Below are 25,169 nucleotides of genomic sequence, written 5' to 3'. Positions count from 1 at the left end.
CCCCCTTTACCGTTACCTGACCGAAAATTCAGGGGGAGCCGGGTCCATGCCATTCGTGAGCAAACCGATCTTTCCGCCACATTTGCAATACAGGCAGGACTTGCTCGTGAGCGCAGGTACCCCTTGAATGGATACATTGGGACTGCCGTTGGTCCATTGAGCTTTCGCTCCGGTTAATGCATCTACCAGCGAATCAAGCATAGGAAGTGCAATCAGGGCACTTTGCTGCAAGGCTGCCTTCGCCGTAAACGGAGCCTGTGTCGGAGCCGCGGCCGATGCCGTGGGCATCAGTTGCGGCGAGCATGGATATATGGGTTTTCCCATCGTAGGTTCTGTTGGATCAGGATCAATCATATAAGACGGATCCGACATCGGTCCTGTTATCTTTTCAGCAAGCTTCATGGGATGCAGCTCACTCCGGCAATAACCGAATGAATAAAAGTTTCCGTCGATTTCCTGCCCCATTTTTGCAAAAGGAATGCCATGAATGGTTCCGGGTTCGGAGGTCGACGGCACACAATCATCCACCGTGAGCATCGGGCTCCCGTTAATATAGATTCCATTCGGCTCCAGCTTGTTAAGTACCTCTTCATGGGTTCCGAACGTACAATGCATATAGGCACCCGCAGTTACGTAGGTATCCTCGCTTCTCCAAGGAGAAGCAAGCAATTTGTTCCGTGTGTCCTTTTTCAGAATGGTATCTGTAATCCCCATCTACTCTTCCCCTTCTGTTATCCGAATTGGTCTTATGTTTAAGCCGTATATTCCCGCCTTTAATAACTTTTCTGCAACGTCCAGCCGAACTATAACCAGATGCGAACGGTAATAAGGAATACACCAGATTGAACTTTCCTCTAAGCTCCGGAGATTCATTTCCAACCCTGTCACTTGCCCGGCCTGAACGCGAATTCGCTCCGGGTCCATTCCAGACACTTTGGGCAGAGCGATCCAGTCGTAGAACGTTTGATTCTGCTGCTCCAGGTTCATGACGACCACTCGTTTCCGTTGAAGGTCAGGTTCGGCTTTAAGCATGATTGTGGCAATATTCTCCGTAAATAGCTGGACCGGATAATGGTCGATGACACAGGGACACGTATAACCCTTGCCTGATTTCACAAACACGATTTCTTCATTGGCCGCTTCACTGTACCCTTGAAGCATTCGTTCCGGCCATTGTATGCTTTGCGCTTGCTGCAGCAGACGACGGTCATGCTCGATGATGTAATGCTCCATCCCATCCCTCTCCCTCTCCTCATTCTCCTAAGCTTCAATCCACTCTACGGAAGCCCGCTGCTCGGGGGTTAATCCAACTCGAAATCGATCCTGTGCCAGCATCCGGCTGCCGGATAGGTCCGCTCCCGTAAAATCCGTTCCTTCCAGTATTGCACCTGCGAAATCACCCGCGATTCTGGCATATCTGAATGTTGCATGACTCAGATTGGCACCTTGAAACAGAACACCATGTATGCCATAAACAAGCCCATGCGTCTCCACAAAAGAATCCCGACCGCCCAGTGCCCCATCGAATCTGGCACCCGTCAGGTCACACTCCCGAAAATCCGCATCGAACAGCAGCGTTTGCCCATAATCGGCCTGCATGCAGCGACATCGTTCGAAACGTGTGCCAAGCAGGCTTGCCCCTTCAAAATGACTGCCGCTCAGATCCGCTTCCTCGAATCTGGCGTAATTGAAATCCAGCTCCGCGTAATTTCCGTGTTGGAGATCCACTCCGGCAATATGCTCGTAAATATATTCGGACGGCAGTCGGCTTTCCAACCAGCCTTTACATGTGATGGAACTCCTCTGGATTCGGTTGACACGATACACGGATTCGGTGACATCATGATCCAGATATTCCCCCACGCGGACTTCAAAGTGGCCGTCTTTTCGGATGCCTTCAAAGGAATCCAAGGTCCGAATCGGTTCCATGGCATGACGAACGGCATGAACCATATACACGTGAAAAGGATACAACTGTCCTGCCTGCCATGAATCCAATGCCGCCTGGTCAATGCGATTCATATAACGTCTGCGCCCAAGCTCGCATGCCTCAAACCACTCGTTCATGAAGCGATAGATCCAGCCGGCATCATACAGAAATCCGCTCAAAGGGACTTCGCTTTCCCGGCGTCGATCGCTCGCATGCAGCATGTACGCAGGGTCCCCTTGGCTAAGCCTGGTCCGCATCAGCGAAACGTGGATCGTGCTGCAATCTCCAAGCTCTCCGCGTGCCTGCTGAAGTTTGATATTCTCACATAACGCGCCGAATAACGGAACGAGACCTTCCCTGATCTCGCCTCTGTTCGCCGTATAATATTCATGCAGCTCGCGTATTTTGGCATTCCGCCACGGCAGTGCTTCTTGCTCCAGAAATTGCTGCCATAGTTCTACCTGATGCATCGTTCAACCCCCGCGTATTTATTGGTTCATTAAAATCTCGATGCCTTTAATGACGACTTGTCCCTGATCAATCTTCAAACCCCCGTTGCCATCCTTTGTGGACATATCGATTTGATTGGCCTGCAGGGTCACCGTCTCCGCGACCAATTCCACCTGTTTGCCGGCCTGCAGCGTAATTTTGTTTTCACAGTTCAGGATGATGGTTCCCGCACTGGTCAATGTCAGCGTCGCTCCTCCAGTCGCCCCGGTGATCGTGATTCGATCCTCTTCAAAAGTAATCTTCTGTCCCGTCGGCGTAAGCAGGAATTTCGTATTGGGATTCGCCATCAGATCTTCCTTGAGGTCCTTGTCGAAGTTGACGATCGGTTGCAACTGCTGCTGCTGCACGATGGTTGTGGTGCCGCCCCCTGCGGCACCGCTGCCTGGACTCCCGCTCCCGCCGGCATGCGATGACACGCCGGATGCCGGAGATGCCGTACTTCCCGCACTTTCTTCAGCAGGCAGTTTTTGGCGAACCGAACTTAGCGCAATGCCTTCGTTTTCCCTGGCATTAGGGAAATAGAGGCGTATGCTGTCGCCTTTCTCAGGCATGCAGTACCATCCGGTCTGATCTTCCGATGCATACATGGTGGAATACGGGAACAGATGGGCCGTGGCCAGGCTCCATTCCTGATCGACGTCCAGGTGAACCTGGACCTCATCCCTCACCACGCCCATGATCTTTCCGGAAATCGACGCGCCGACCAGTCGGGAATTGTAACGCTTCCGACGATATGCCGATGCCCTGTGACCCAGCACATAGTGATGGACAAGCAGCCCCTGCTTCATCTCGGTTCGAATCTCGAATACATGCAGCGAATTTCCTTTGAACTGAACGATGTCGCCAAGCTGAAGCACACGGTCGCGAACCTGGACTTCATAGCGGATGAAGTCTTTTTCGTTCAGATCGCCCTTTCCCGATTTGGCTTCTTTCTGATAGGCAAGCATGTCCTTATACATCCGGTAATGCGTGGCTTCAAGCTTGCCCGCATCGCGATGTTCGGGCAGTCCGAGATAGATGCGGATGCGTTCCTCCGTTGATACGGGAATAATTACCGTGTGGTAATGCGAAGCGAGCCGTTTCAGAAATTCCCAATCGGTCTCCTGATATTGCAGCGTATAACCACCGAGCTTTTTTTTCTCGGTAAATGTATTGAAGACTTGTCCATCCGGGTAGAGGCCGCATATTTTCTGCATCACATAGGGAATCAACAGCGAAGCGTTCTGAAAGGAACGGGTTTCCCGCCGAAGATCCATGGCGTGTGAATGAGACACCGCCTCCCCCTCAAGCCAATACACCTTGTTCTCCACCCTCACGCGGAGCTTCAGAATGATTCCGTGAAACAAGCGTTGTTTTCGGCCCTGATCGTCCGTATACAACAATTCCACAGGCGTGCTCTCATCAGCCATTCGCACATACTGCTCTTCCTTTTCTTCCGGAATCACTCCTGTAAAAGCAAGCCTTCCGTGCTCGTGCACCTTCGCATGGAATGAAACTTCATGGATCCGGATTTCAAACGGCTGAATCTGCAATTGCTCATAACTGATCGTTAGTGAAGACATAACACCAAACACCTTCTTTTCTCTTAGATGTTTTAATTTACTATTTATCGTCTTTATCAGTAAATAAATTAATATTTTATCTTTATTTTCAATAAAAAGGATAAAAAATAAGACTTTATATACATATCTCTCCTTCATAACCGCGCACCAAAAAGAGGCAGTATCGCTACTGCCCCTTCTTCCAACCTACATATTCATTCATGTTTTCATACGCGGAAAATGGTTCTGCCGTCCCAGGCTTAGACCTCGATAATGATCGGTAAAATCATCGGTCTGCGCTTGGTCTGGGCATAGATATAGTTGCCAAGCTCGTCTTTCAGTTTGCGTTTGATGACGTTCCACTGGTTCACGCCCGCTTCGGTCAACTCTTCCATGCGGCCCGTGACGAGCTCATGCAGCTCGTTCATGAACTCCTCCGAGTCTTTGACAAAGACGAACCCGCGCGAAATGATTTCCGGGGCCGTCACCATTTGTTTCTCGGTTTTGCTCAGCGTGGTGACGATCACGAGCATGCCGTCCGAGGATAGCTGCCTGCGGTCGCGCAGCACGACATTGCCCACATCTCCCATGATCAGGCCGTCGACGAGACTGTTGCCGGACGGGATTCTCGGTCCCAGCGAAGCGGTGCCATCCTTGTACTGCACCATCTGCCCATTGTTGACGATAAAGACGTGATCCCCGTCCATGCCGACGGATTCGGCCAACAGCCGATGCTGGTACAGCATGCGGAATTCGCCGTGTACGGGAACGAGGTATTCGGGCTTCATCAGCGTAAGCATCAGCTTCAATTCCTCTTGGCTGCCATGCCCCGACACATGCATGCCTGTACTGCCGCCAGAGCCATAGATAACCTTGGCCCCAAGCACATAGAGGTTGTCAATGACATGAGCGAGATTGCGTTCGTTGCCCGGAATGGCTCCGGCTGCAAGGATGACCGTATCACCAGCGGCAACTCTAACGTGCGGATGTTTGCCTGAAGAGAGGCGCGACAACGCTGCCATCGGTTCCCCCTGACTGCCCGTACAGAGGACGACCACCTCACTCGGCGCAAATTGTTCCACATCGACAGCTTCGATAAGCAAACCTTCCGGCACGTCCAAATACCCAAGCTCACTCGCCACATCGACCACGTTCACCATGCTTCTTCCGAGCAGCGCCAGCTTGCGACCGGTCTGGAACGTAGCGTTGACGATCTGCTGCACGCGGCTGACGTTGGACGCAAACGTGGAGATGAATATTTTCTGCTTGGCACGAATGAATGCATCCAAAATGTGATCCCCGACCACCCGCTCGGATGGCGTAAATCCGGGACGTTCGGCATTGGTGCTCTCGGAAAGCAGCAGATGCACGCCTTGTTTGCCGATTTCGGCCATGCGATGCAGATCCGGATAAGGCCCGCTTGCGGGCGACATGTCGAACTTGAAATCCCCGGTGTGCACAACATTTCCAACAGGCGTACGGAAAAAGATACCCAGGCAATCCGGAATGCTGTGGCTCGTTGCAAAAAATGAAACGTCGAATTCACCAAGCGTAATGTTCGACTTTGCGTCGATGGTGTGCATATCCGTTTCCCGAAGCATTCTATGCTCTCTCAACTTTAACTCGATCAACCCTCTGGTCAATCTGGAAGCGTAAACAGGAATGTTGAGCTGTTTCAAAAAATACGGGATCCCCCCAATATGGTCTTCATGACCATGCGTAACGATTAGCCCTTTCACCATCTCTTCGTTTTCCAGCAAATAGCTTACGTCCGGAACGATCAGATCGATCCCCGGCAGCGTTTCGTCGGGGAATTTCGAACCGCAATCCACCACGATAATATCGCGGCGGTACTGGATAATATACATATTTTTGCCGATTTCATTTACGCCGCCAAGCGCGGCAACGAACAATTTGTTGTCATCAGGGTTCACGTCACAGCCTCCTCTTCATCTAGGTCCAGGCTACGTATCGCTGGACACACCTATTCCTATTATGGAAAAATCCGCTGCAACTATGCATGGCGAAGGATATGAAGATCGCGGGATACGGCTTGGAGGCTGCAAAAAAGCCACCCGGAAAGATGTTCCCAGGTGGCCGAAATGAAAATTTAGGATAGCGGGTATACTATTTACAAATCCTTTGCAAACTGCTGCCTAACCACGTAAACCTTTCAGAAACTCAGGCCGGTTTATTGCCGCTGCGACAATACTTCCTTTTCGTACGATTGAACGTCAGCAATCCATTGCTCGCGTACCGGCACGCCTTGCTGTGCGCAATAATAATCCCAGATCGCACCGAACGGATAAGACTTGAACTCTTCGGTGAGCGCCAGACGCATGGTATAGTCGCCTTCCAGTTCAGCTTGTTTCAATGCGTCCACAGGCTCCAGCATGGCTCGCAGCAGCGCTTTGATCGTATTGCGCGTACCGACAACCCAGGCAGCTACGCGGTTGATGCTTGCATCAAAGAAATCAAGGCCGATATGCGTCGTGGACAGCAAATCATGGCGGACAAGCTCGCGCGCGATTTCCAGCAGCTCATCGTCCATAATGACGACATGATCGCTATCCCAGCGCATCGGACGGCTGACGTGCAGCAAAATGCCGCTCGTAAACAAAGCGAGAGAAGACAACTTGTTCGAGATGACCTCTGTCGGATGGAAATGCCCGGCATCGAGGCAGATTAGCGTATCATTTTGCAGGCCATACCCCATGTAAAACTCATGCGAACCGACCACGTACGCTTCGGAGCCCAGACCGAACAGCTTGCTCTCTACCGCATCCAAATGATGCTTTGGATCAAGCTTCTCCGCAAATACTTCGTCAAGGGATTCTTTAAGCCGTTTGCGAGGTGCCATGCGATCGACCGGATTGTCTTTGAAGCCGTCGGGAACCCAGACGTTCGTGACGCAAGTTTGCCCGAGCTGCTCGCCGAAGTAAGCGCCGATGCGGCGCGATGCTTTGCAGTGGTCAATCCAGAATTGGCGGATTTCCGGATCGGGATGGCTCAGCGTAAAGCCGTCGCTGGATTTTTCATGAGAGAAGCACGTCGGGTTGAAATCCAATCCAAGCCCTTGTTCTTTCGCCCATTTCACCCAATTTTCGTAGTGCTTCGGTTCAAGCCGATCCAATTCCACCTGCTCGTCCGTATCCGCATAGATGGCATGCAGGTTCACTTTATGTTTGCCAGGGATCAGCGAGAAGGCTTTTTCCAAATCGCTGCGAAGCTCCGCAGGCGTCGTAGCCGCCCCGGGATATTGTCCCGTTACCGAAATGCCGCCGGTCAGCTCCCCATCCTTGTTAAGGAAACCTTTAACGTCATCGCCTTGCCAGCAGTGCACCGAGACCTTGATGTCCGCGAGTTTTTTGAGCACCTCGTCCGTGTCGATTCCATGTTGGGCATAAAGCGATTTGGCCGCTTCGTAAGCCTGTTTGACTTGATTGTCCATACCGATCGTTCTCCCTTCTTATCGCGTGAATGCTGCCGGTACGCCGCCGTCGATCGTCATCATGCAGCCTGTCGTTTTTTCCGATTTGGACGAAGCGAAGAAAGCGATGCCCTCGGCAATGTCTTTTGGATAAATGTTCACGAGCAATGTCGTACGTTTGCGGTAATACTCTTCCAATTGGTCCGGCTCGATGCCGTAAGCAGCTGCACGTTCGTTTCTCCACGAACCGTTCCAGATCGCCGAACCCTGCAGGATGGCATCCGGCAGAATCGTGTTGACCCGAATGCCGAATTCGCCGCCTTCCGCCGCGATGCAGCGGGCCAGATGAGCTTCCAGTGCCTTGGCTGCGCTGTAAGCGGACGCGCTTTTGCCCGCATAGACGGAGTTCTTCGAACCGATGAACACCATGCTGCCGCCGATACCCTGCTGTTTCATCAGCTTGAACGCTTCGCGGGCCACCAGGAAATATCCCGTGCCGAGCACGTTCATGTTCAGGTTCCATTCTTTCAGCGACGTTTCGTCAAACGGGCTCGACGTTGCCAGCCCTGCGTTGTTCACGATAATGTCCACGCCGCCGTATTGCACGGCAACTTCAGCATATGCGGCCTGAACGGCTGCTTCATCCGTTACATCCATTTTAAGGGCGTAAGCACGGTTTGCACCATACTGGTCATTGATCTCCTGCGCTACTTTTTGCGCACCTTCGAGGTTCAAGTCCGCCAATACGACGTGAGCGCCTTCGGACACGAGTCTGCGCGCCGTCTCACTGCCGATACCGCCCGCGCCGCCCGTAATGAAGGCCACCTTGCGCGAAAATTCGGTTTCTGCCGGAGCGAGGGACAATTTGTACAGCTCGAGCGGCCAGTATTCCACGTTATAGGATTCGTTCGCACTAAGCGACACGAACTCGCCGAGGCTCGTTGCCCCGCGCATGACCGCGATCGCGCGATGGTAGAGCGCGCCGCTGACCTGGGAGAGCGCCCAGCTCTTGCCTGTGTTGATCATGCCGATGCCCGGGATGAGGATGACGCGCGGCGCCGCTTCGAACATGACGTCGCCTTCGTTTTTGTTTTCTTCAAAGTATTGCTTGTACTGCTCCTTGTAAGCGGCCACGCCTTGCACGAGCTTTTCTTTCAAGCCGTCCACGTCGTCCGCGTTTGGCGTCCAATCGATGAACAAAGGCACCACTTTGGTATGAACGAGGTGATCCGGGCAAGCCGCTCCCACTTGAGACAGTTTCGGGGAATTTGCACCGCCGACGAAAGCGAGCACGTCGTCCTGGTCATCGAAGGAAAGAATCATTTTTTTACTGTCCGAAACGGCACCCCGCAGTGTAGGCATGACCTGGGCCACGATTTGGCGACGTACCTCTGCGGGCAGTGCCGTATGTTTCACGCCGCCGAACAGGCTGCCTTCATCCACGCGTGCTTCGATGAACGCTTCGGCTTCATTGATGATTTTGATCGTTTGCGCATAACATTCCTCGGAGGTTTCTCCCCATGTAACCAGGCCGTGCTTCTCCATCAGCACCAACTCGGCATTCGGATTGGAGAATACGCTTTCAGCAATCATCTTGGACAACGTGAATCCCGGGCGCACGTATGGGACCCATACGAAACGGTCGCCGTAAATCTCTTTGGCCAGCTCCTTGCCGTTATCCGCGCAGCAAAGGCTGATAATCGCATCCGGATGTGTATGGTCCACATGTTTATATGGAAGGAACGCATGCAAAAGCGTCTCGATGGAAGCACGCGGATGTTTCGCATCGATCATGCAATGCCCCAAATACTCTACCATCTCTTCATCGGTCATCGCTTCGCGTTCGATCAGCGGGCGGATATCCTCCAGCGCCAGCCCCGTAAAATGCTTCGCTTCCATGGAACCCAGGTCGGAACCGCTGCCTTTGACATACATCACTTCGATATCGCGACCGCGGAAATCCTTCACGGTTGTTTTCGTGGACGTGTTGCCGCCATAAATATTACATACGCTGCGGTCTGCTCCGATCAGGTTGGAACGGTAGACCAACTGTTCGAGTCCCGTTGTTTTCTCCGAAGCCTGCGCTGAATTCCATAAACTCTGTACCATTCATTTCCCTCCGATAATGTTTGTTTTGTTCATAATCAGAGTGTAACATCTTTGTTTTGTTTTGAAAACAATAGATTTTAAAAATAAACGGAAATATTCAAAAGAAATACGTTGAAGTATGCGCTTTAATGCAAAAAACACCCTGACAAGGGTGTCAAGGTGCCTGCTTTGACTGTTGCCGGTCGATTTCGCTGATCCGTTTCAGAAAACCTTTCGGCGTCATCCGGTGGTACGAAATCAATTCCCCGCGATAAACGACATGAAAGACGCCGTAAGGACTTGGGGCCAATTCCATCATGCGCTCGCGTGTTTCGATCTCGATGATGTTTGGCTCAATACCGATGGATCTTGCCGCTGCGAGCAGGTTGTGGGTGGCAATTTCAAGATAAGGACATTGATCCGTGCGCAGCACGGTAAGGCCGTCCGGATACATGTCCAGCCTTTCACGCCAATTGTCCGGAAACCGGGCGGGGGATTGCTGCATTTCCGCATCTCCGCGTAACGGATATACATATAGCCCGAATAAATCCATGGCTTGATCCGCCGGTACAAAGCCGTTTTTGACAAATATGGCCGGGTCGGGCGCCCATCCCGAATCCGTGCTGGTCAGCACGGCCACTCCCCGTTTCCCCTGCTGCCGGGCATCTTCGATGCAATGCCGGATCAGCTCTGTTCCAAGCCCGCTTCCGGTCTCGCCCACCCACAAACAGTGGATTACCAAGTACCCGTCCGCATGAACGACTCTCCACGCTTGCTCGCCTGGAGCATATTCGATGAATCCAAGCGTTTTTTTTCCTCGTTTCAACTGGAGATAGTTCAGTCCGGCACTCGCCTGCTTCTCCGTCCATTCGACTTTTCTCACGTAACCGGGGGATTGCTGCATGCTGCGCATGCAGTAGGCTCCCTGTTTCCGAACTTCATTCCGTACAAGCGTTATCTCCATGCATTTCACCCCCACTCTTTATTCATCATTCGCTGCCCAAGCCAAAAGACATGCACGAATGCATTCGGCATGTCTTTACCATATCATAACAGGCAGCCTGCCTACTATGATCGTTTTGTTATTTTGAACTTTTCCAATCTAGGCACAGCAAAAATAACGCACCCTTCTCGTATCCCTCTAAAACTCTACACATTATCCGTTCACGGTCAAACCAACCCGGTAATGAGGTACAGCCTCGATTCGGCGGAATTCCCCCAGCTCGATCCCATCAAATTGTTCGACGTAAGCCTGATTGACAAAGCTCGTTACCGTTCCCTTTCGAATCGGCGTAATGATTAATCTTAGCGGGCGCTCGTCCAGCTCCATAACGAACTCCTTCAATCCGATTTTCCATGTATCCCCGTATTGAATATGATCCGTCAGCATCCGCCGGTGGAGATAAGCCTGTGCCACGTCTCCCTCATAATCCACTTCCACGAACACATCCTCGATCTGTTCGGGCCATGTGGTATTCATATGGAGGACGGCCGTGTGCTCCTTCGGATACTCGATCTGCAATTCGGGGGTGTAGACGGGAACCTTCAGCCTGTAGAGTCCGAACTGCCCTTGTTTTCCGCATGACAGTTCGGCAAAGGCGGACGCGGCAACCTGATCCGGCATGGGATATATAGCCAATTCCGTTTCTGCCGAACCCGGCGAAGTACAGATCAACTGATCGTGTTTGACGTAAAGATGACCCTTGCCGATAATGAGACGTTCTTGACCGCCTAACCGAAAACGATACGTTTGCAGCGCTTCCTCGCGGGTCAGCGTGAACATGCGGATGATGCGTCCATTGGCCGTGGTCACCTTGATATCACTATCCTTGCCCGGCTCGGGGTAGATCACAACCATCCGGTCTTGTTCCTGGAAGCTTCCTCTCTCCATTTCAAGGCTGTTTATGGAAGAAGCTTCAAAAACATATTCCGCTTTCATCCCTTCATGCTCATAAAATACAACGGTAACCTCGTCGTTTTCTTCCGATGCGAAACGGGTAAGCGGCTGCACCGTGGCACTGACCAGTCTGATGCCATATAGATCGAGATGGAACGGCAAAATGGCGGCGCACCCGCTTTTCAGCTGCAGGCTTCCCTCATATGGGTAATTCACAATGCCGTGGGGTGTATCCAACTCAAGGCGTACCTGCCGATCCGGCATCTGCACATGATCCTGATAATTGTTCAGGAAAACAAATCCCGAACCGCCTTGCTGGCGCATGGACCAGCGCAGCCCTGTCGTATCGTCCGGCGTCAACGTTTGCTGCTCTTCGGGAATGACGCAGCCCATCGGCGCAAGCGTTTCGCCGTAAGCTTCCAGGAACATGGATAACATGCGGATGCGGTCATACGATTCGCCAACCCGTCCGAATTCGCCGAGCGGTGCCTGGTAGTCGTACGTCATTTTGGGCAAGGCATGCTCGTTCAAATAACCCTTTTGCGAGGCAGGATTGGTCCCCCCGTGATACATGTAAAAACCGATCAGGTTGCTGCCGTTCGCCAGCTTCACCACCGTCATCGCTTCCACGCTGCTTGCGTCGACGTAAGGCCGGGCATGGTAGCTGACCTGCATTCCTCCCGCCAGCTCGCAGTAGGCTGCGGGGTATTCGCGGCTGTCATACTGCACCCGCTCCATCGGAGATTCATGCAAGTCGCGGAACAAATACTCCCCGCTTGGCGGTTGATCGGGAATCCACGGCGTATAGGCGTATCCTGCCAGCATGGGCAGCACGCCTCCTTCAGGCACGGCGGCCCCTCCCCAAGCCGTAGCGGTAAAAAACAATGGGCGAATGCCTGCATCCATCGCAATTTCGCGCAGCTTGGCTAAATGCTCCTGCCCGTCCCGCCCGGAAGTAATGTATTTGCCAGCCTTATATCCCCAAGCGTCCAAGGGCGCTCCGGCATGCATGTACTCGTTTTCCAACTGAACACCGATGATCGGCCCGCCTTCCTGAAAGTACTGTCCCTTCAATTGCCGTGCAATCTGTCGATACAAACGCGCAGCGTAGTGCAGGTATCCGGAATCGTTCGATCTGACTTCGAAAGGATAACTGAACAGCCAATCGGGCATGCCTCCATTGCGGACTTCTCCATGACAGAACGGACCGATGCGGACGATCAGGGCCAGCTCATGTTTGCCGCAAAGATCCACGAAATGACGCAAATTCAGGTGGTTCGCCCAGTCGAACACACCCTCCTCTTCTTCATGGAAGTTCCAGAAAACGTAGGTAGCCACGATGTTGACCCCGCCTGCCTTCATCTTCAGCAGTTCTTCTTCCCATTGCAAATGCGCAAATCGGGCAAAGTGAAATTCGCCCACCACCGGAATATGGGGTTTGCCGTTTCGGGTCATATAATAGTTGGTAAAATCATAAAAATCGCCGTGCGGATTTCTGCCGCCTCGGCCGGACATCATTCCCGGGCGAATCTGCTTGTCCGGTTGATTCAGCGTATAACGGATAACGGAATCTCCCGTGTGCATGCCTGAACTCATTCATAATCACCTCGACTGAAAATGGGGATAGCTCCCCTCGTATAAGCTGATCATACGGCACATGCACCTGCCTGCACATTGACATTCAGAGGTTTATCATGGACGATTTTCGGATTAGCTCGCATCGGACCAAAAAGCAAACCGTGAAATGCAAAAAAACACCTGAGCCAGCACAACTTGTGCTGTACGTCCCAGGCGCCTGTTCAATCTTTTATATTGTTGATATATCATCCGTTCGCCTTGACCGGCGTACCGGGTTCATGCCAGCGTATGCTTTAAAAACCATTCGTATAATTCCGGATTGGCATACGTCTCATCCCAGGCGTTATGGTTGCCTTCCGGATATACCGTCAACCGCACGTCGGCATTCAATGCCTTCAAGGCATCAACGATATTTTCGGATTCGGACAATGGAACGACATCATCCTTCGCGCCATGAAACGCCCAAATCGGGGTATCCTTTAATCGCTCCGCCTTGGAAGGAGAAATGCCGCCGCATACCGGTGCGACCGCCGCAAACACGCCCGGATAATCCGCGGGAAGTCCCCACGCGCCGTATCCCCCCATGCTGAGTCCCGTCAAATACACCCTTTTCGGGTCCGCAGGCGTGTTCGCAAGAACATGTTCAAGCACGGCCATGACCACTTCCTTTTGCATCGCCCAAAAGTCATCCTCCGGGCACTGCGGCGAAATGACGATAAATGGAAAGTCATCATCCTTGCTTACGATGGCCGGCAATCCGTGCTCTTTTACCTTCTCCACATCATCGCCTCGTTCTCCCGATCCATGAAGGAAAAGAATGACGGGCCACGTCCTGTCCGTAGACATCTTGGCGGCCTTCGGGATATGCAGCAAATATTCGATCGAAACCGTTTTGACAACCTGTTTGGTCAATCGGTTCGCCGTTTGGCTCATTGCACGACCTCGCTTCTTTTCCCGACTTGGGACAGTGCCGTCTCCAGCGCCTGAATGACATCATCGCACCATGCATCGAATTCCGGGTCCTCGACCTGAAGCTCGGGATGCGCCAAAATATGCTCGATCGTGCGCTTGATTCCCTGATCCGCCCGCGTCGTTGCCACGAAATCGGGAACAAGCCTTTTCAATTTGCTGTTGTCGAACACGACCGTATTCGCTTTGTCTCCCAGCAGGCTTCCGTGCAAGTCCTGATCGCTGCATGCCGCCAGGAATGCGGACGAAACGTGGACGGCATTCAACGGTTTGCCCAGTGCATCGGCGATGATGCCGTAAATTTGGTTCCAGGTGACCGACTCGTCGGAAGTAATATGTACCGACTCGCCGATGGCATGAATATTGCCCATAAGGCCGATGAACCCTTTGGCAAAATCACGGTTATGCGTAATCGTCCAGAGCGACGTGCCGTCGCCGTGAATGATAACCGGTTTGTTTTCGAGGATGCGCTTCAACACTTGCCAGCTGCCTTTGGCGCCATGAACGCCCAGCGGGACGGACCGATCGCCATAGGTGTGGCTCGGACGAACGATGGTTACCGGGAATCCCTCGTCCCGATACAGCTTCATCAAATATTCCTCGCAAGCGATTTTATTGCGGGAATATTCCCAGTACGGGTTCGACAATGGCGTGCCTTCCGTAATCCGGTAGTCCGCCAAAGGCGTCTGATACGCCGATGCCGAGCTGATAAACATGAACTGCTTTGTTTTGTTTTTGAACAAACGGTAATCCCGCTCCAGCTGTGAGGGCACAAATGCAATGAAATCGGCCACCACGTCGAACTCCAGATCTGCAACCAGCTCCGCAACTTTGGCCTCGTCGTTGATGTCTGCTTGAAGCACCTTTACTTCACCGGGCAGGTCCTCATTCCGATTCCCCCGATTCAACAAATAAAGGTCCCATCCCTCAAAGGCAAGCTGGTTCGTAATCGCCGTGCTGATCGTACCTGTCCCACCGATAAATAGCGCTTTCATTTCATGCCACCTCCTGCATATTGTCCGGACCATTCCATGATATCATGCATAGCAAATAGGAGCAAAGCGCCGGCGAACCCGAATCTTTGCTCCTATCCTGGCCAGTCCTGCTTAGAGGACCTTGATCGTCCCATATTCCATGTACATGCCGCAATTGAATTCGTATTCCCCCGGCTTTACGTTGAGATCGATCGTATAGTAATTGTCGCCTTTTTGCAAATAAAAATCCATGCCAAGCTTGCTGGAAAGCACCGAATTGATATGCGTGACTTTCCGGGTCAGGTTAAAGTTGATTTTGGTCGGCACGCCAGCTTTGACTTCGATGACGTTCGGCACGAAGCCGTCATTGCTTACGCTGACATGGATCACTTCATATCCGGCCAAATCCTCCGCCGTGTCCGCTTTGGCAACTGCCGCCGTTCCTGTACCCGGGGACATATCTTTGCCCAAAAAGTACACGGCGAACGCTCCCAGCACGACAATGACACCAAGTCCCAGTACAAGGTAAGGCCATCCTTTTTTCAACATGTTCATAGGTAACGCTCCTCTTTCCGTTCTACGTACGCAAATCCAACGATTCACAACCCTATTAGCATAACCGATTTACATCCCGATGAAAATGGCCCCACTGGGCTATGGTCTTGCTAGACTTCTTTGGAAAAGGAACATAACCCGTTGTCAGGAATACAGCGTCCTGGATCGTGCCGCCCGTAATTTATACAGCTCCGGCAATGCTATGCCAAGCAATACGAGGATGACGCCGAACCATTGCAAGCTGCTCACATGCTCATGCAATACAATGGAAGACATCAATACGGCGACGGGAAGCTCCGCAGCTCCGAGAATGCCCGCCATGCCCCCGCCGGTATGCGGTACGCCGAAAGCAAAAAGCACAGGCGGGATAAACGCGCCGAAAAATCCAAGCAGCAAGCCGAAAACCAGCAGCTGTCCCCACATCAATCCGTTAAACAAAAACGTCGGCGGAAACAGAATGCAGAGCAAAATCAAACCGCCGGTAACCATCCATGCACTGCGAAATGCCGGATGCGCGGCAGGGACTGCTTTACCGCTAAAGAGAAGGAACAATGAATAACTCACGGCCGACATCAAACCAAGGGCGATACCCCAGCCGCTGAATTCGCCTAACCCATGCTCCAGAAACCCTGCTGCCAGAAGCGTGCCGCCGAACAACACCAATAGTGTCAAAAACATGACTTTGTCCGGCCGCTCGCGTTTGCTTACAGCTTGAATCAGTACGCTGATCCATGTGAACTGGAATAACAGGATGATCGCCAGCGATGCCGGAATATACCGCAAGGACTGATAATAAACCAGTCCGGTCATGACGGTTGGCGTACCTGCAGCCATCAGCATCAGGCGGTGCTTCCACGTCAAGGACTGAAATCCTCCGGATTTGGCATCAGACGCCGCTGCCGATGCTTTGCCAGCTTTTGCACCGCTTCGTTTCATCCGGAATTTGGTATACAAAGCAAGCGCCCATGACAGGATGAAGCCTACAAATAACTGGCTGCCAACCACCTCGCCAAGTTGGTACCCCTGTCCGTAGGCCAAAACAACGATCGTAGATAAAATGCCGTAACTCAGCGCTCCCGCGAGAACGGCCAAATAATATTTCATTGCCGATAAACCTCCTGCCGTTTCGTTCGATGTCAATACGCAAAAAATCCTAACTCCGTCGCCGGGAATCAGCTGTGAGCCAATTCTTCAGCTTCGTAGTTAGGAAGTTAAGGCTTCCTGTAGAAACCCTCGCCCTGTGTACACTGACGGCCTGCGAGGTTATACGAATGGAATATGGATTTGTTATACGTTCGACTGAGCCTGCATCGGCTTATCCGAGCCTTCGGCCACAGTCCTTTGATGACAACGATTCATATATTACATGGCAGGTGAGGTGGTGTCAAGCCTCTTCTGGCAGCTTTGATTTACAGGCGCTTCTGAGGCCTAAATTACACAACCCTGTTTACATGACGCAATAACGTAATGTTATTCGATGAATATTTCTTGAAGCCCCTCGTTATGCATCCCACTCCAGCGTTTTCTGCAGCCCATCCCGTAAGCCAGGCAAGTCGAGCCCATCTGCGGCGAAAGCTTCACGAATTAGCGGGGGGGCCACGAATTCGTCATATTTGCCAAGGTACGGCGCTTCGTCCTCTGCCAATAGCGCAGATGCGTCAGAGGCCATCCGGCATTCACTCATGATTTCCGCCAGCAAAGTCCGTTCATCCACTTTGCCGGATACCACGAAATAATAAGGCTCCATCGGCACGACCGAACGTAAGCTTAGCTTGCCGGACAGGTTATGTTTCATCAGCCGCTCCAACGTGCGAAATGCCTTGCTTCCTACCCATGGCAGCACATAGAGCGAGTCTCCGCCCGCCGGAATGACGACTTGCTTCAGCAGCCCGCTTGCCCGCGCAAGACGCCGGGCGCGTTCCAGCCGATTCACCGCTTGAGGCGACAAGTACGGGTAGATCGCCGATTCCGACAGCACCTCGCGCATCTTTTGGATGACTGCCGTATGGATGTCGCCGCCCGCGCCAAGCCATAAAGTGTCCACTTTTCCCTTGGCCGCCTTCACATAGACCGACTTGTGCTTGTGATCCACCTCTTCCACCTTCCACAGCTTGCCGGCCAAGGAGAAGCAGTACCCCGGAGGCGGTACGGTCGTAATGGAGCCGATTTCTTCCGAGCCATTCAGCACCTTGTGCTCCTCATCATCCTTGAATACCGCATAAAAACGATAATTGTTCACCGTCTTCTCCCCGGTCAAACCAATGATCAGCGTTCGCTCTTCGGTCCACTGCAAATGGTCGGTATCGATCAGATAGTTCAGAAAAACATCATATTGCTCCAGCGTGATCTCCGCAAAGGGAGCCAACGAAAGAATCGCGTCGGCGAGTTCCCTCGGTTCGGCCTCGCCCATGCTTTTCAGCATGCTCATGGTCTGATGGTAGAGCACGCCGATCGGCATCCGTCGCGACTGCAGCGGCTCAACCCATCTGTGCCGAACGTACAGCTCGATGACGGCAATGGCCCTCAGCAGCGTCCATGGCATGCGGGCAGGCAGCTGGGCTTCTTCGTCCTCTTCTTCCGGGCAGACAAACAGCATTTCCGAGGCCATGTCCTCCCGCCGTCCCGAGCGACCCAAACGCTGCACGAAACTCGATGCGCTGTACGGTGCCCCAAGCTGCACCACCCGCTCCAGCTCGCCAAGGTCGATGCCGAGCTCCAGCGTCACCGTGGCTGCAGCCACGGCAGGACCCGGACCGCTTCGCAGCGCCGCCTCCGTCTCTTCCCTGAGCATGGCGGATATGCTGCCATGGTGCACGTGGAAGACGTCGCGTTCTTCCCTTCGGGCAGCCACGCGGCGCATCTCAAGAATCGTCACCTCGGCATCGGTACGGCTGTTCGTAAAGATCAGCGCTTTTTTGCGGTGGGTGCTCTCATAAATAAAATCGTAGTACGCCTTGCGCGCATGATGCAGCTGCTCGGCCTGCTCCTCGTCCCTGGCGTCAGGAAAAGAGAAATGCTCCACACGCAGCCTCAGCTTGCGGCCGCCCGGAGAAGTGACCACGTCAACCCCTTGTCCCGTTCCGGCACCAAGCCACGCGGTGGCCGTTTCGTAATCGCTGAGCGTTGCCGACAATCCGACCCTGCGCGGCGCACAGCCGGCCATCCGTTCCAGGCGCGCCAGTTGGCTCAGCACCTGAATCCCCCGGTCTGCGCCCATGAACGCATGAACCTCGTCGATAATGACGTACCGCAGATCATGGAACAGCGCAGGAATCGCGTTCGGCCGGTTCATGAGCAGGCCTTCCAGCGATTCGGGCGTAATCTGCAGCACTCCGGACGGATTTTTCACAAGCCGCGTCTTCTCCGCCTGCGGCACGTCACCGTGCCAGTGCCACACCGGGATGTTGCCTTCGACCAGCAAATACTTAAGCCGTTCGAACTGGTCATTGATCAGCGCCTTGAGCGGTCCGATGTACAGGATGCCTACCGATTTGCACGGACGTTCGTATAGCTCCGTGAGCGCGGGAAAAAAAGCCGCTTCCGTTTTACCGGAAGCCGTGCCGGCCGCAATCAGCATGTGATGCGGGGTGTGGAAACAGATGTTGCACGCTTCGATCTGGGCAGGACGCAGCGATTCCCATCGTTTTTTGTAAATGAACTCCTGCACGAACGGAGCCAGCCTGTAAAACGGGTTTTCGCGCTGGTTCTGGCCGCTCATAACTCGAACTCCGCCAGGAAGTCGTCCATATCGTCCCGGTCGCTTTCCGCATTCGTCCCCTGTCCGGCATTTCCAGCCTTCGCCGCACGTTCCCCCAGCAGTTCCGCATAATTCACGTGAGGATTCTGATGCAGCGTATGGAGCACGTCCATGAAATCGCGAACGACTTCGCGCGTCGTGAGCAGCTCGTCCGCACCAAGGCGATTCACGGCCATTTGCATGAAACCGACCAGGTCATCGTCCGTCAGGCTTGCCGCATATCCGAAATGCAGGGCATGGATCTGGCGCAGCTTCTGCAGCAAGATCAGAATTTCCTCGTGCGACAGCATCGCCAGCTTCAGGATCGGTCCGGTGTAGTTGGCGTACGCCTTGGCTGAATACCGACCGTCAACAAGCCTGGAACGCAGCGCCTCGTAGCTGAACAGGCCCCGGCGCTCATCCTCGACGAATTGCGGCGTGCCTCCCACGAAAATGCCCAGGTGCTCCGCCTTGCCCTGCATCGTATCGTTGAACATGGTGAGCAGCTTCTCGTAGTTGCTCTGGCGCGCGATGCTGTTGCTGATCTTGTACAGGTTCACGGCCTCGTCAATGAACAACAAAAGCCCTTTATATCCGATCCGGGCCATGAACTCGGACCATAATTTGAAATAGTCATACCAGTTGTCGTCATCGATGATGACGCCGACGGCCAGTTCTTTTTTCGCTTCGGTCTTCGTGGCGTATTCTCCACGGAGCCAGCGCAAGGCGGCTTGTTTCCGCTCGTCGTCGCCGAGCTTGTATCCGGTCCAATACGCGGCCAGCACCTTGGCAAAATCAAATCCGTGCACCAGGTTCTGCAGCTCCTGCGTCACGGCGTAGATCCGCGTCTCGACCTCGCTCGTCAATGCCGGATCATCCGGTCGCAGTCCCAAGTTCTGCATCGCTTGCTGCTGGAGGCCTGCGATCCATTTCTGCAGCAAAGGCTCCAGAGCGCCGCCATCGGGGCGGGTGCGCGTGGACATGCGCGTCATAAGCTCGCGATACGTAGCCAGCCCTTGCCCCTTCGTTCCAACCAGCCTGCGCTCGGGCGACAGGTCCGCATCGGCCACCACGAACTCGCGGTCCATCGCGTAATTGCGGATCATTTGCAAAAGAAAGCTTTTTCCGCTGCCGTACCTGCCCGTAATCAACCGAAAGGCGGCTCCGCCTTCGGCGATGTTGTCCATGTCGCGCAGCATCGCCTCCACTTCCGGCTTGCGGCCGACCGCGATCTGCTCCAGGCCGATCCGCGGCACGACGCCGGCCGTCAAGGAATTCACCAGCGCGGTAGTCAGCCGCTTGGGGATTTTAAGTTCTGTCATTCAGCTTCACCTCATGCTCTTTACATGTTCAAATGGGTCCATATATTCATCCATGATGCGGTCGCCATCCACCAGCAAGTCTCCGATCGTCTCCATGGCGACGTCGTTGATTTCGTCCAGCAGAAGCGCAGGCATCGTGCCGCATTGCTCGGCGACTTGCATCAAGGCAGCGTCAGGCTGTTCGCCCAGCAGCGCCAAAATCGCCAGCACATGCCTTGGAGCAAGCGCTGCGGCAAATTGCTTCCATTCTTCATCCAGCTCTCGGAGCGTCGTTTCGTCCCAAAGCGTTTCGGCGCCGGCAAGACCGGAAGCGGTCGTTGGTTGGGTTTCAAACGTATGCATTCCCGGTATATCTTCGGCTTCGAAGACCTCTGCCGCAGGATGAAGACCCGCAGCAGAACCTGCTGTTGTTTCCGCAGGCAGATCCGGCTGGTCTTCCGCAAACGTTCCAAAATCACCCTCAAGCAAGGCGGGGTCTCCAGTCTCTTCTACCGTCAAAGCTTGGCGCACATATTCGCTCTCTTCCTGAAGCACCGCGAGTTTGTCCGCATCAATGGCGATGATGGTTCGCTCGCCGGGCTTCTCCTGTCTGGCCGAATAAGCCTTGTCCAGGTAACGCTCGACCAGCTTCGCCAGTTCAGGTTCAAGGGAATTGCCGCGCAGCCTCCCCCGGAAACCCGACAGCTCGCGCAGTTTGTTCTCGATCGAGCGGAATAGCTGCGTGGCCAAACGGACGAATTCAGGCTGTTCTCCAATCGGGCTGTAGGTTAGCAGCGCTTTTTTTCCATACAAACCGTCATCGTATACCGCTTTGCGGAACAACACTCGTTCTGTTGTTTTCTCGCCGCTTGGTCCGTACAATTCCCAGATTCCCCCACCCCGGGTACGGGTCATGTAGGCATTCACGACAGCGATCGTTCCCGGAACGAACTCGGCCAACGCTTCGCGGCCGCCGTCCCTGTAAAATTTGCTGAGCGTGATGTCGTATTCAACATATCGCTGCAGCAGCTTCAAAGGGATATGAGGCTCAGCTTGCTTCAGCAGCCTGCACATCTCCATATCGAGCACCTCTGCGGGCAGCCTGCCATCGGCAAGGTCCACGAGCTCTCCGAACGAACCGTCCAGACGATGGATCAACGCATAATCCACCAACCAATCCTGCATATACGCATCAAGTTGCGGCAAACGCGCTTGATATTGGGACCACAGCTCCTTCAATTGACCATAACCCGCTTCGGGCCGCTGCCAGCCGATTCCGTTGATCAGCTCGTATACATGGACGAACACATAGGAAAGATCCGTATCGGGATATCTGCCTTGCCTTACCTCCGATCTCCAGAAAAAATACCATTGCCTTTGGGCATCGTCCATGACGCCATACGTCGGCCAGTAGCTCATGAAAGGAACCCGCTCGGCGGCCGCGACATTCATGTCGACCAGCCGTTTCGCTTCCTCCACAAATTTTTTTTCCGAAAACAAGATTCCTCCGCCCGAACGTGCAGGATACGCCCCTGTCTGGCGCAGAGCGGAACGATCCGGAATCGGGACACGAGGTATTTCGCCTTCCTCTCGCAGATCGATCTCCATGAACTCCAACTGGCCCGCATCTCTGTTTCTCATCTCCATCATTCACCTTCTCCCGCAAACATGCGAACACGTGTATCCATACACCCATTATAACATCTGCCCCTGCTTCGTCGAGATCCATTTATCAATGAAAGCTTGCTTGGATGCGACATTCATCGGGCGAGATTGCAACCCCCCCTCCGTTTCTGCACCCGAACATGGTACACTGGACAGAACATTATCTCTCACTGGAGGAAATCAGGATGAATTTCACTGTACGAGACATCATGCGCCACCTGAACGTCGGAGCGGAACAACGGGAAAACACGGTTGACCTGCTGATTGCAGGTTCGCCCGAACAGCAGGTTAAAGGCGTGGTCACGGCTTTCATGCCCACCCATCATGTCATCGAAGAAACGATCCGCTTGGGCGCCAACCTCATCATCTCGCACGAATCCCCGTTCTATAGTCATCATGGTCACACGGATTGGCTTGCGAACGATCCTGTCTATCAACATAAACGCAGGCTCATCGAGGATGCCGGAATTGCTATTTTCCGTTGTCATGACTCCATTCATCAATCGTCGCCGGACGGCATAACGGAAGGACTGGTGCACGCGCTCGGTTGGCTGCCTCATGTTGAAAAGAGGATGAAAGAAGCGCACGTGCTCTCTTTTCCCGAAGAGTGGACCCTGCGGGACATGGCAAGCCATATCCGAAATGCGACCGGCATCGAGTACCTCCGGGCAGTCGGCGATCCTGGGATGGTTTGCAGGCGTGCCGCCATACTCGTTGGATTTCGCGGCAACGGCAATTTGACGATTCCCCTTATGCAGCAGGAACGACTCGACCTCATTATCGCCGGGGAAGGGTTTGAATGGGAAACGCCAGAATACGTCCGCGATGCCGTCGGACAAGGCCTGCACAAGGCCCTGATCATGATGGGCCATGCCGAAAGCGAAATCCCGGGCATGCGCATGCTGGCGGACAGGCTGAAGGTCGCCTTTAAGGAATTAAACGTGCAATTCGTGCCGAATGAGCCGGTTTATCGGGTATTCTAAAGAAGGTTATGGAACTGGAACCCTCTGTTTAAGGGGGTTTTTACGTTTTACGCCCATCGCCCCCCCTGAGGACATATGTCCTTGGCAATGGGGCTCATTTGTCATTTAATAGATTTCGAAGTGAATGGATAAGGAGAGCTTATACAATGAAAGGAATTATTTTCGCTATTCTCGGCGGGGCCTGCATCACCTTGCAGGGGGTCGCCAATGCCAGAATCAGCAGCGATGTAGGTACCTGGCAGGCCGCGACGATTACGCAACTTACGGGATTTATCCTGGCTGCCCTTATTCTTGTGTTTGTACGGGACGCCAATTGGACGGGCTTGAAACAGGTCAATCCGTTGTATCTGGCAGGCGGCGCCTTTGCTGCGCTCATTATTTTCAGCGAGGTGACCGCGATTCAGCGCATCGGCGTAACGTTCACCATTTCTGCGCTGCTCATCGCTCAGCTGTTTCTTACGTTCGTCGTGGACGGCAACGGTTGGTTTGGCGTGGAAAAGCAAAAAATGAAACTGCCGCAGTTTTTGGGCATTGCCTTGATGGTTGCCGGCGTGATTATCATTAAACTGTGAACAGGTAAACCTATTCAGACCGGAGGTGCATCAAAGCCGTGGAGGCATTTTACGATGAGCAGCAGCTGCTTCACTATTTGAAACAATTCAACCTGGAACAAGTATTTGAAGAGAAACTGCGGCCGAACATGGATATATGCCGCTTTGACAAATGCGAGCTGATCTGCCGAGCCGGTGAAATCTCCGAGTATCTTTATGTGCTCGTGCAGGGGAAAATCAAAATTTTCACGACGTCCGCGCAAGATAAAACGCTCGTTCTTTGTTTCAAAACACCCCTTGAGGTTGTCGGGGACGTGGAATTTGTGCGCGAAAGCAATATCGTGAATACCGTGCAGGCCGTGACGCCCGTGACGATGCTGCGCATCCATTACCGATGGCTGGCTGAGCACGCTGGCGACCATGCGCCGCTGCTCCGATTTTTGCTCAAAATCATGACCGACAAATTTTACATCGATTCCAATTTTTCCAATTTCAATCTGATGTATCCCGTCGAGGTCCGGCTGGCCAGTTATCTGTTATCCATCTCGACCGAGGAAGCCGGCAACATCGTCCACGAAGAGCTGGATGCCTTCAATATGACGGACATTGCCCATCTGATCGGCACAAGTTACCGCCATCTGAATCGGGTTATTCAGAAACTGTGTGCAGACGGCCTCATCGAACGAAAACAGGGCTTGTTGCTGGTCAAGGATCAGGACGGATTGCGAGCCTTAGCAGGGCACAATATATATGACAGGAGTTAATGCAATGGTCATCACCGGAATTTTGCTGGCAGCGCTCGCTGGAGCGCTTGTCAGCCTGCAAACCATTTTCAACAGCAAGGTCAACGAAAGAACGGGTCCCTGGTCATCTACCGCATTGGTGCTGTTCACCGGTTTTCTCGCCTCGTTTGCCATCTCCCTATTGGTGGAAGGAAAAGATACGTTCAGCATCCAACATATGAAGCCATGGTACTGCTTTAGCGGAGCGATCGGCGTCGGCGTTGTGTTCTGCCTCATGCAGGCGCTTAAGCTGCTTGGACCTACCTACGCCATTTCCATTGTGTTGACGTCCCAGCTGAGCTTTGCGCTGCTGTTCGACTCCATGGGCTGGCTTGGCCTGGATAAGATCCCCTTCTCCTGGAATCAGCTTGTCGGGGTACTGGTCATCGTCGCAGGTATTCTGTTGTTCAAGCTCGGTGGCAAGAGCGAGAAACCAAATGCGGTGGCGCCTAGCCGCGAGGGACAGTAACCGAAAACGCCGCAACCCGAAAGATTGCCCGTTTCCTTCGGTTGTGGCGTAAGAAGAGTGGTTCTATCATGTGCAATCAGGCATAGAGCCGCACGCAAAAAGACTGTCTGTTCCGATTCAACAGACAGTCTTTGTTTACATAATCCTCAAGAACATTCGCTTAAGACTATATCTTCTCCCGAAAATCAAATTAAGGAAATATACGATTTT

20 protein-coding genes and 1 riboswitch are annotated in these 25,169 nt (G+C 53.2%); of the genes, 4 read left to right on the top strand and 16 right to left on the bottom strand.

The window, feature by feature from the left end; all coding sequences use genetic code 11:
• Positions 1–12: 12 nt before the first annotated feature.
• The 16 genes from MKY59_RS12540 to MKY59_RS12465 form a co-directional block, all read right to left on the bottom strand.
• Positions 13–714: a PAAR-like protein gene (locus MKY59_RS12540; protein ID WP_236419623.1), complete on the bottom strand. Its 702-nt coding sequence runs from the start codon at positions 712–714 to the stop codon at positions 13–15.
• Positions 715–1,233 carry a hypothetical protein gene (locus MKY59_RS12535; protein WP_236419621.1) on the bottom strand — a complete coding sequence of 173 codons (519 nt, stop codon included), beginning with the start codon at positions 1,231–1,233 and terminating at the stop codon, positions 715–717.
• Positions 1,234–1,260: 27 nt separating this feature from the next.
• On the bottom strand, positions 1,261–2,400 hold the full coding sequence (locus tag MKY59_RS12530) for a pentapeptide repeat-containing protein (protein WP_236419619.1): 1,140 nt from the start codon (positions 2,398–2,400) through the stop codon (positions 1,261–1,263).
• Between the two features lie 18 nt (positions 2,401–2,418).
• Positions 2,419–4,002 (bottom strand): contractile injection system protein, VgrG/Pvc8 family, encoded by a 1,584-nt coding sequence (locus MKY59_RS12525; protein WP_339277871.1) that lies wholly within the window; start codon positions 4,000–4,002, stop codon positions 2,419–2,421.
• Between the two features lie 239 nt (positions 4,003–4,241).
• The gene (locus MKY59_RS12520; protein ID WP_236419616.1) at positions 4,242–5,915 is read right to left on the bottom strand and encodes a ribonuclease J; all 1,674 of its coding nucleotides are present in this window, start codon (positions 5,913–5,915) and stop codon (positions 4,242–4,244) included.
• Between the two features lie 257 nt (positions 5,916–6,172).
• Positions 6,173–7,432, bottom strand: coding sequence for an L-rhamnose isomerase (rhaA, locus tag MKY59_RS12515; RefSeq protein WP_339277870.1), 1,260 nt, complete (start codon positions 7,430–7,432; stop codon positions 6,173–6,175).
• An 18-nt stretch (positions 7,433–7,450) separates the two neighbouring features.
• Entirely contained in the window at positions 7,451–9,520 is a 2,070-nt protein-coding gene (locus tag MKY59_RS12510; RefSeq protein WP_339277869.1) for a bifunctional aldolase/short-chain dehydrogenase, read from the bottom strand.
• Positions 9,521–9,674: 154 nt separating this feature from the next.
• Positions 9,675–10,463: an N-acetyltransferase gene (locus MKY59_RS12505; protein WP_236419609.1), complete on the bottom strand. Its 789-nt coding sequence runs from the start codon at positions 10,461–10,463 to the stop codon at positions 9,675–9,677.
• A gap of 192 nt (positions 10,464–10,655) precedes the next feature.
• Positions 10,656–12,992, bottom strand: a complete 2,337-nt coding sequence (locus MKY59_RS12500; protein WP_339277868.1) for a beta-galactosidase — start codon at positions 12,990–12,992, stop codon at positions 10,656–10,658.
• Between the two features lie 258 nt (positions 12,993–13,250).
• Complete coding sequence (locus MKY59_RS12495) at positions 13,251–13,907, bottom strand: prolyl oligopeptidase family serine peptidase (RefSeq protein ID WP_339277867.1); 657 nt, start codon at positions 13,905–13,907, stop codon at positions 13,251–13,253.
• Positions 13,904–14,938, bottom strand: a complete 1,035-nt coding sequence (locus tag MKY59_RS12490; RefSeq protein ID WP_339277866.1) for an SDR family oxidoreductase — start codon at positions 14,936–14,938, stop codon at positions 13,904–13,906. Before MKY59_RS12490 ends, MKY59_RS12495 begins: the two co-directional genes overlap by 4 nt.
• A 111-nt stretch (positions 14,939–15,049) precedes the next feature.
• Positions 15,050–15,472, bottom strand: a complete 423-nt coding sequence (locus MKY59_RS12485; protein ID WP_339277865.1) for a cupredoxin domain-containing protein — start codon at positions 15,470–15,472, stop codon at positions 15,050–15,052.
• A 144-nt stretch (positions 15,473–15,616) separates the two neighbouring features.
• On the bottom strand, positions 15,617–16,576 hold the full coding sequence (locus tag MKY59_RS12480) for a DMT family transporter (protein WP_339277864.1): 960 nt from the start codon (positions 16,574–16,576) through the stop codon (positions 15,617–15,619).
• Positions 16,577–16,652: 76 nt separating this feature from the next.
• Positions 16,653–16,763, bottom strand: a riboswitch (purine riboswitch).
• 210 nt (positions 16,764–16,973) lie between these two features.
• Entirely contained in the window at positions 16,974–19,190 is a 2,217-nt protein-coding gene (locus MKY59_RS12475; protein WP_339277863.1) for a DEAD/DEAH box helicase, read from the bottom strand.
• Positions 19,187–20,530, bottom strand: coding sequence for an ATP-binding protein (locus tag MKY59_RS12470; protein ID WP_339277862.1), 1,344 nt, complete (start codon positions 20,528–20,530; stop codon positions 19,187–19,189). Before MKY59_RS12470 ends, MKY59_RS12475 begins: the two co-directional genes overlap by 4 nt.
• Before the next feature lie 6 nt (positions 20,531–20,536).
• A complete protein-coding gene (locus MKY59_RS12465) occupies positions 20,537–22,150 on the bottom strand; it encodes a TerB N-terminal domain-containing protein (protein WP_339277861.1) in 1,614 nt (537 codons plus the stop codon).
• 209 nt (positions 22,151–22,359) lie between these two features.
• Here MKY59_RS12465 and MKY59_RS12460 point away from each other — a divergent pair, with 209 nt between their 5' ends.
• From MKY59_RS12460 to MKY59_RS12445, 4 genes are all read left to right on the top strand, one after another.
• The gene (locus tag MKY59_RS12460) at positions 22,360–23,157 is read left to right on the top strand and encodes a Nif3-like dinuclear metal center hexameric protein (RefSeq protein ID WP_339277860.1); all 798 of its coding nucleotides are present in this window, start codon (positions 22,360–22,362) and stop codon (positions 23,155–23,157) included.
• Positions 23,158–23,303: 146 nt separating this feature from the next.
• Positions 23,304–23,729 carry a DMT family transporter gene (locus MKY59_RS12455; RefSeq protein WP_339277859.1) on the top strand — a complete coding sequence of 142 codons (426 nt, stop codon included), beginning with the start codon at positions 23,304–23,306 and terminating at the stop codon, positions 23,727–23,729.
• A gap of 38 nt (positions 23,730–23,767) precedes the next feature.
• Positions 23,768–24,472, top strand: coding sequence for a Crp/Fnr family transcriptional regulator (locus MKY59_RS12450; protein ID WP_236419588.1), 705 nt, complete (start codon positions 23,768–23,770; stop codon positions 24,470–24,472).
• Between the two features lie 4 nt (positions 24,473–24,476).
• A complete protein-coding gene (locus MKY59_RS12445) occupies positions 24,477–24,959 on the top strand; it encodes a DMT family transporter (protein ID WP_339277858.1) in 483 nt (160 codons plus the stop codon).
• Positions 24,960–25,169: the final 210 nt, after the last annotated feature.

Source organism: Paenibacillus sp. FSL W8-0426 (assembly GCF_037969725.1).
Taxonomy (GTDB): domain Bacteria; phylum Bacillota; class Bacilli; order Paenibacillales; family Paenibacillaceae; genus Paenibacillus; species Paenibacillus hubeiensis.
Note: the sequence above shows the minus strand (reverse complement) of the source record. Positions and strands in the feature narration are given on the sequence as shown.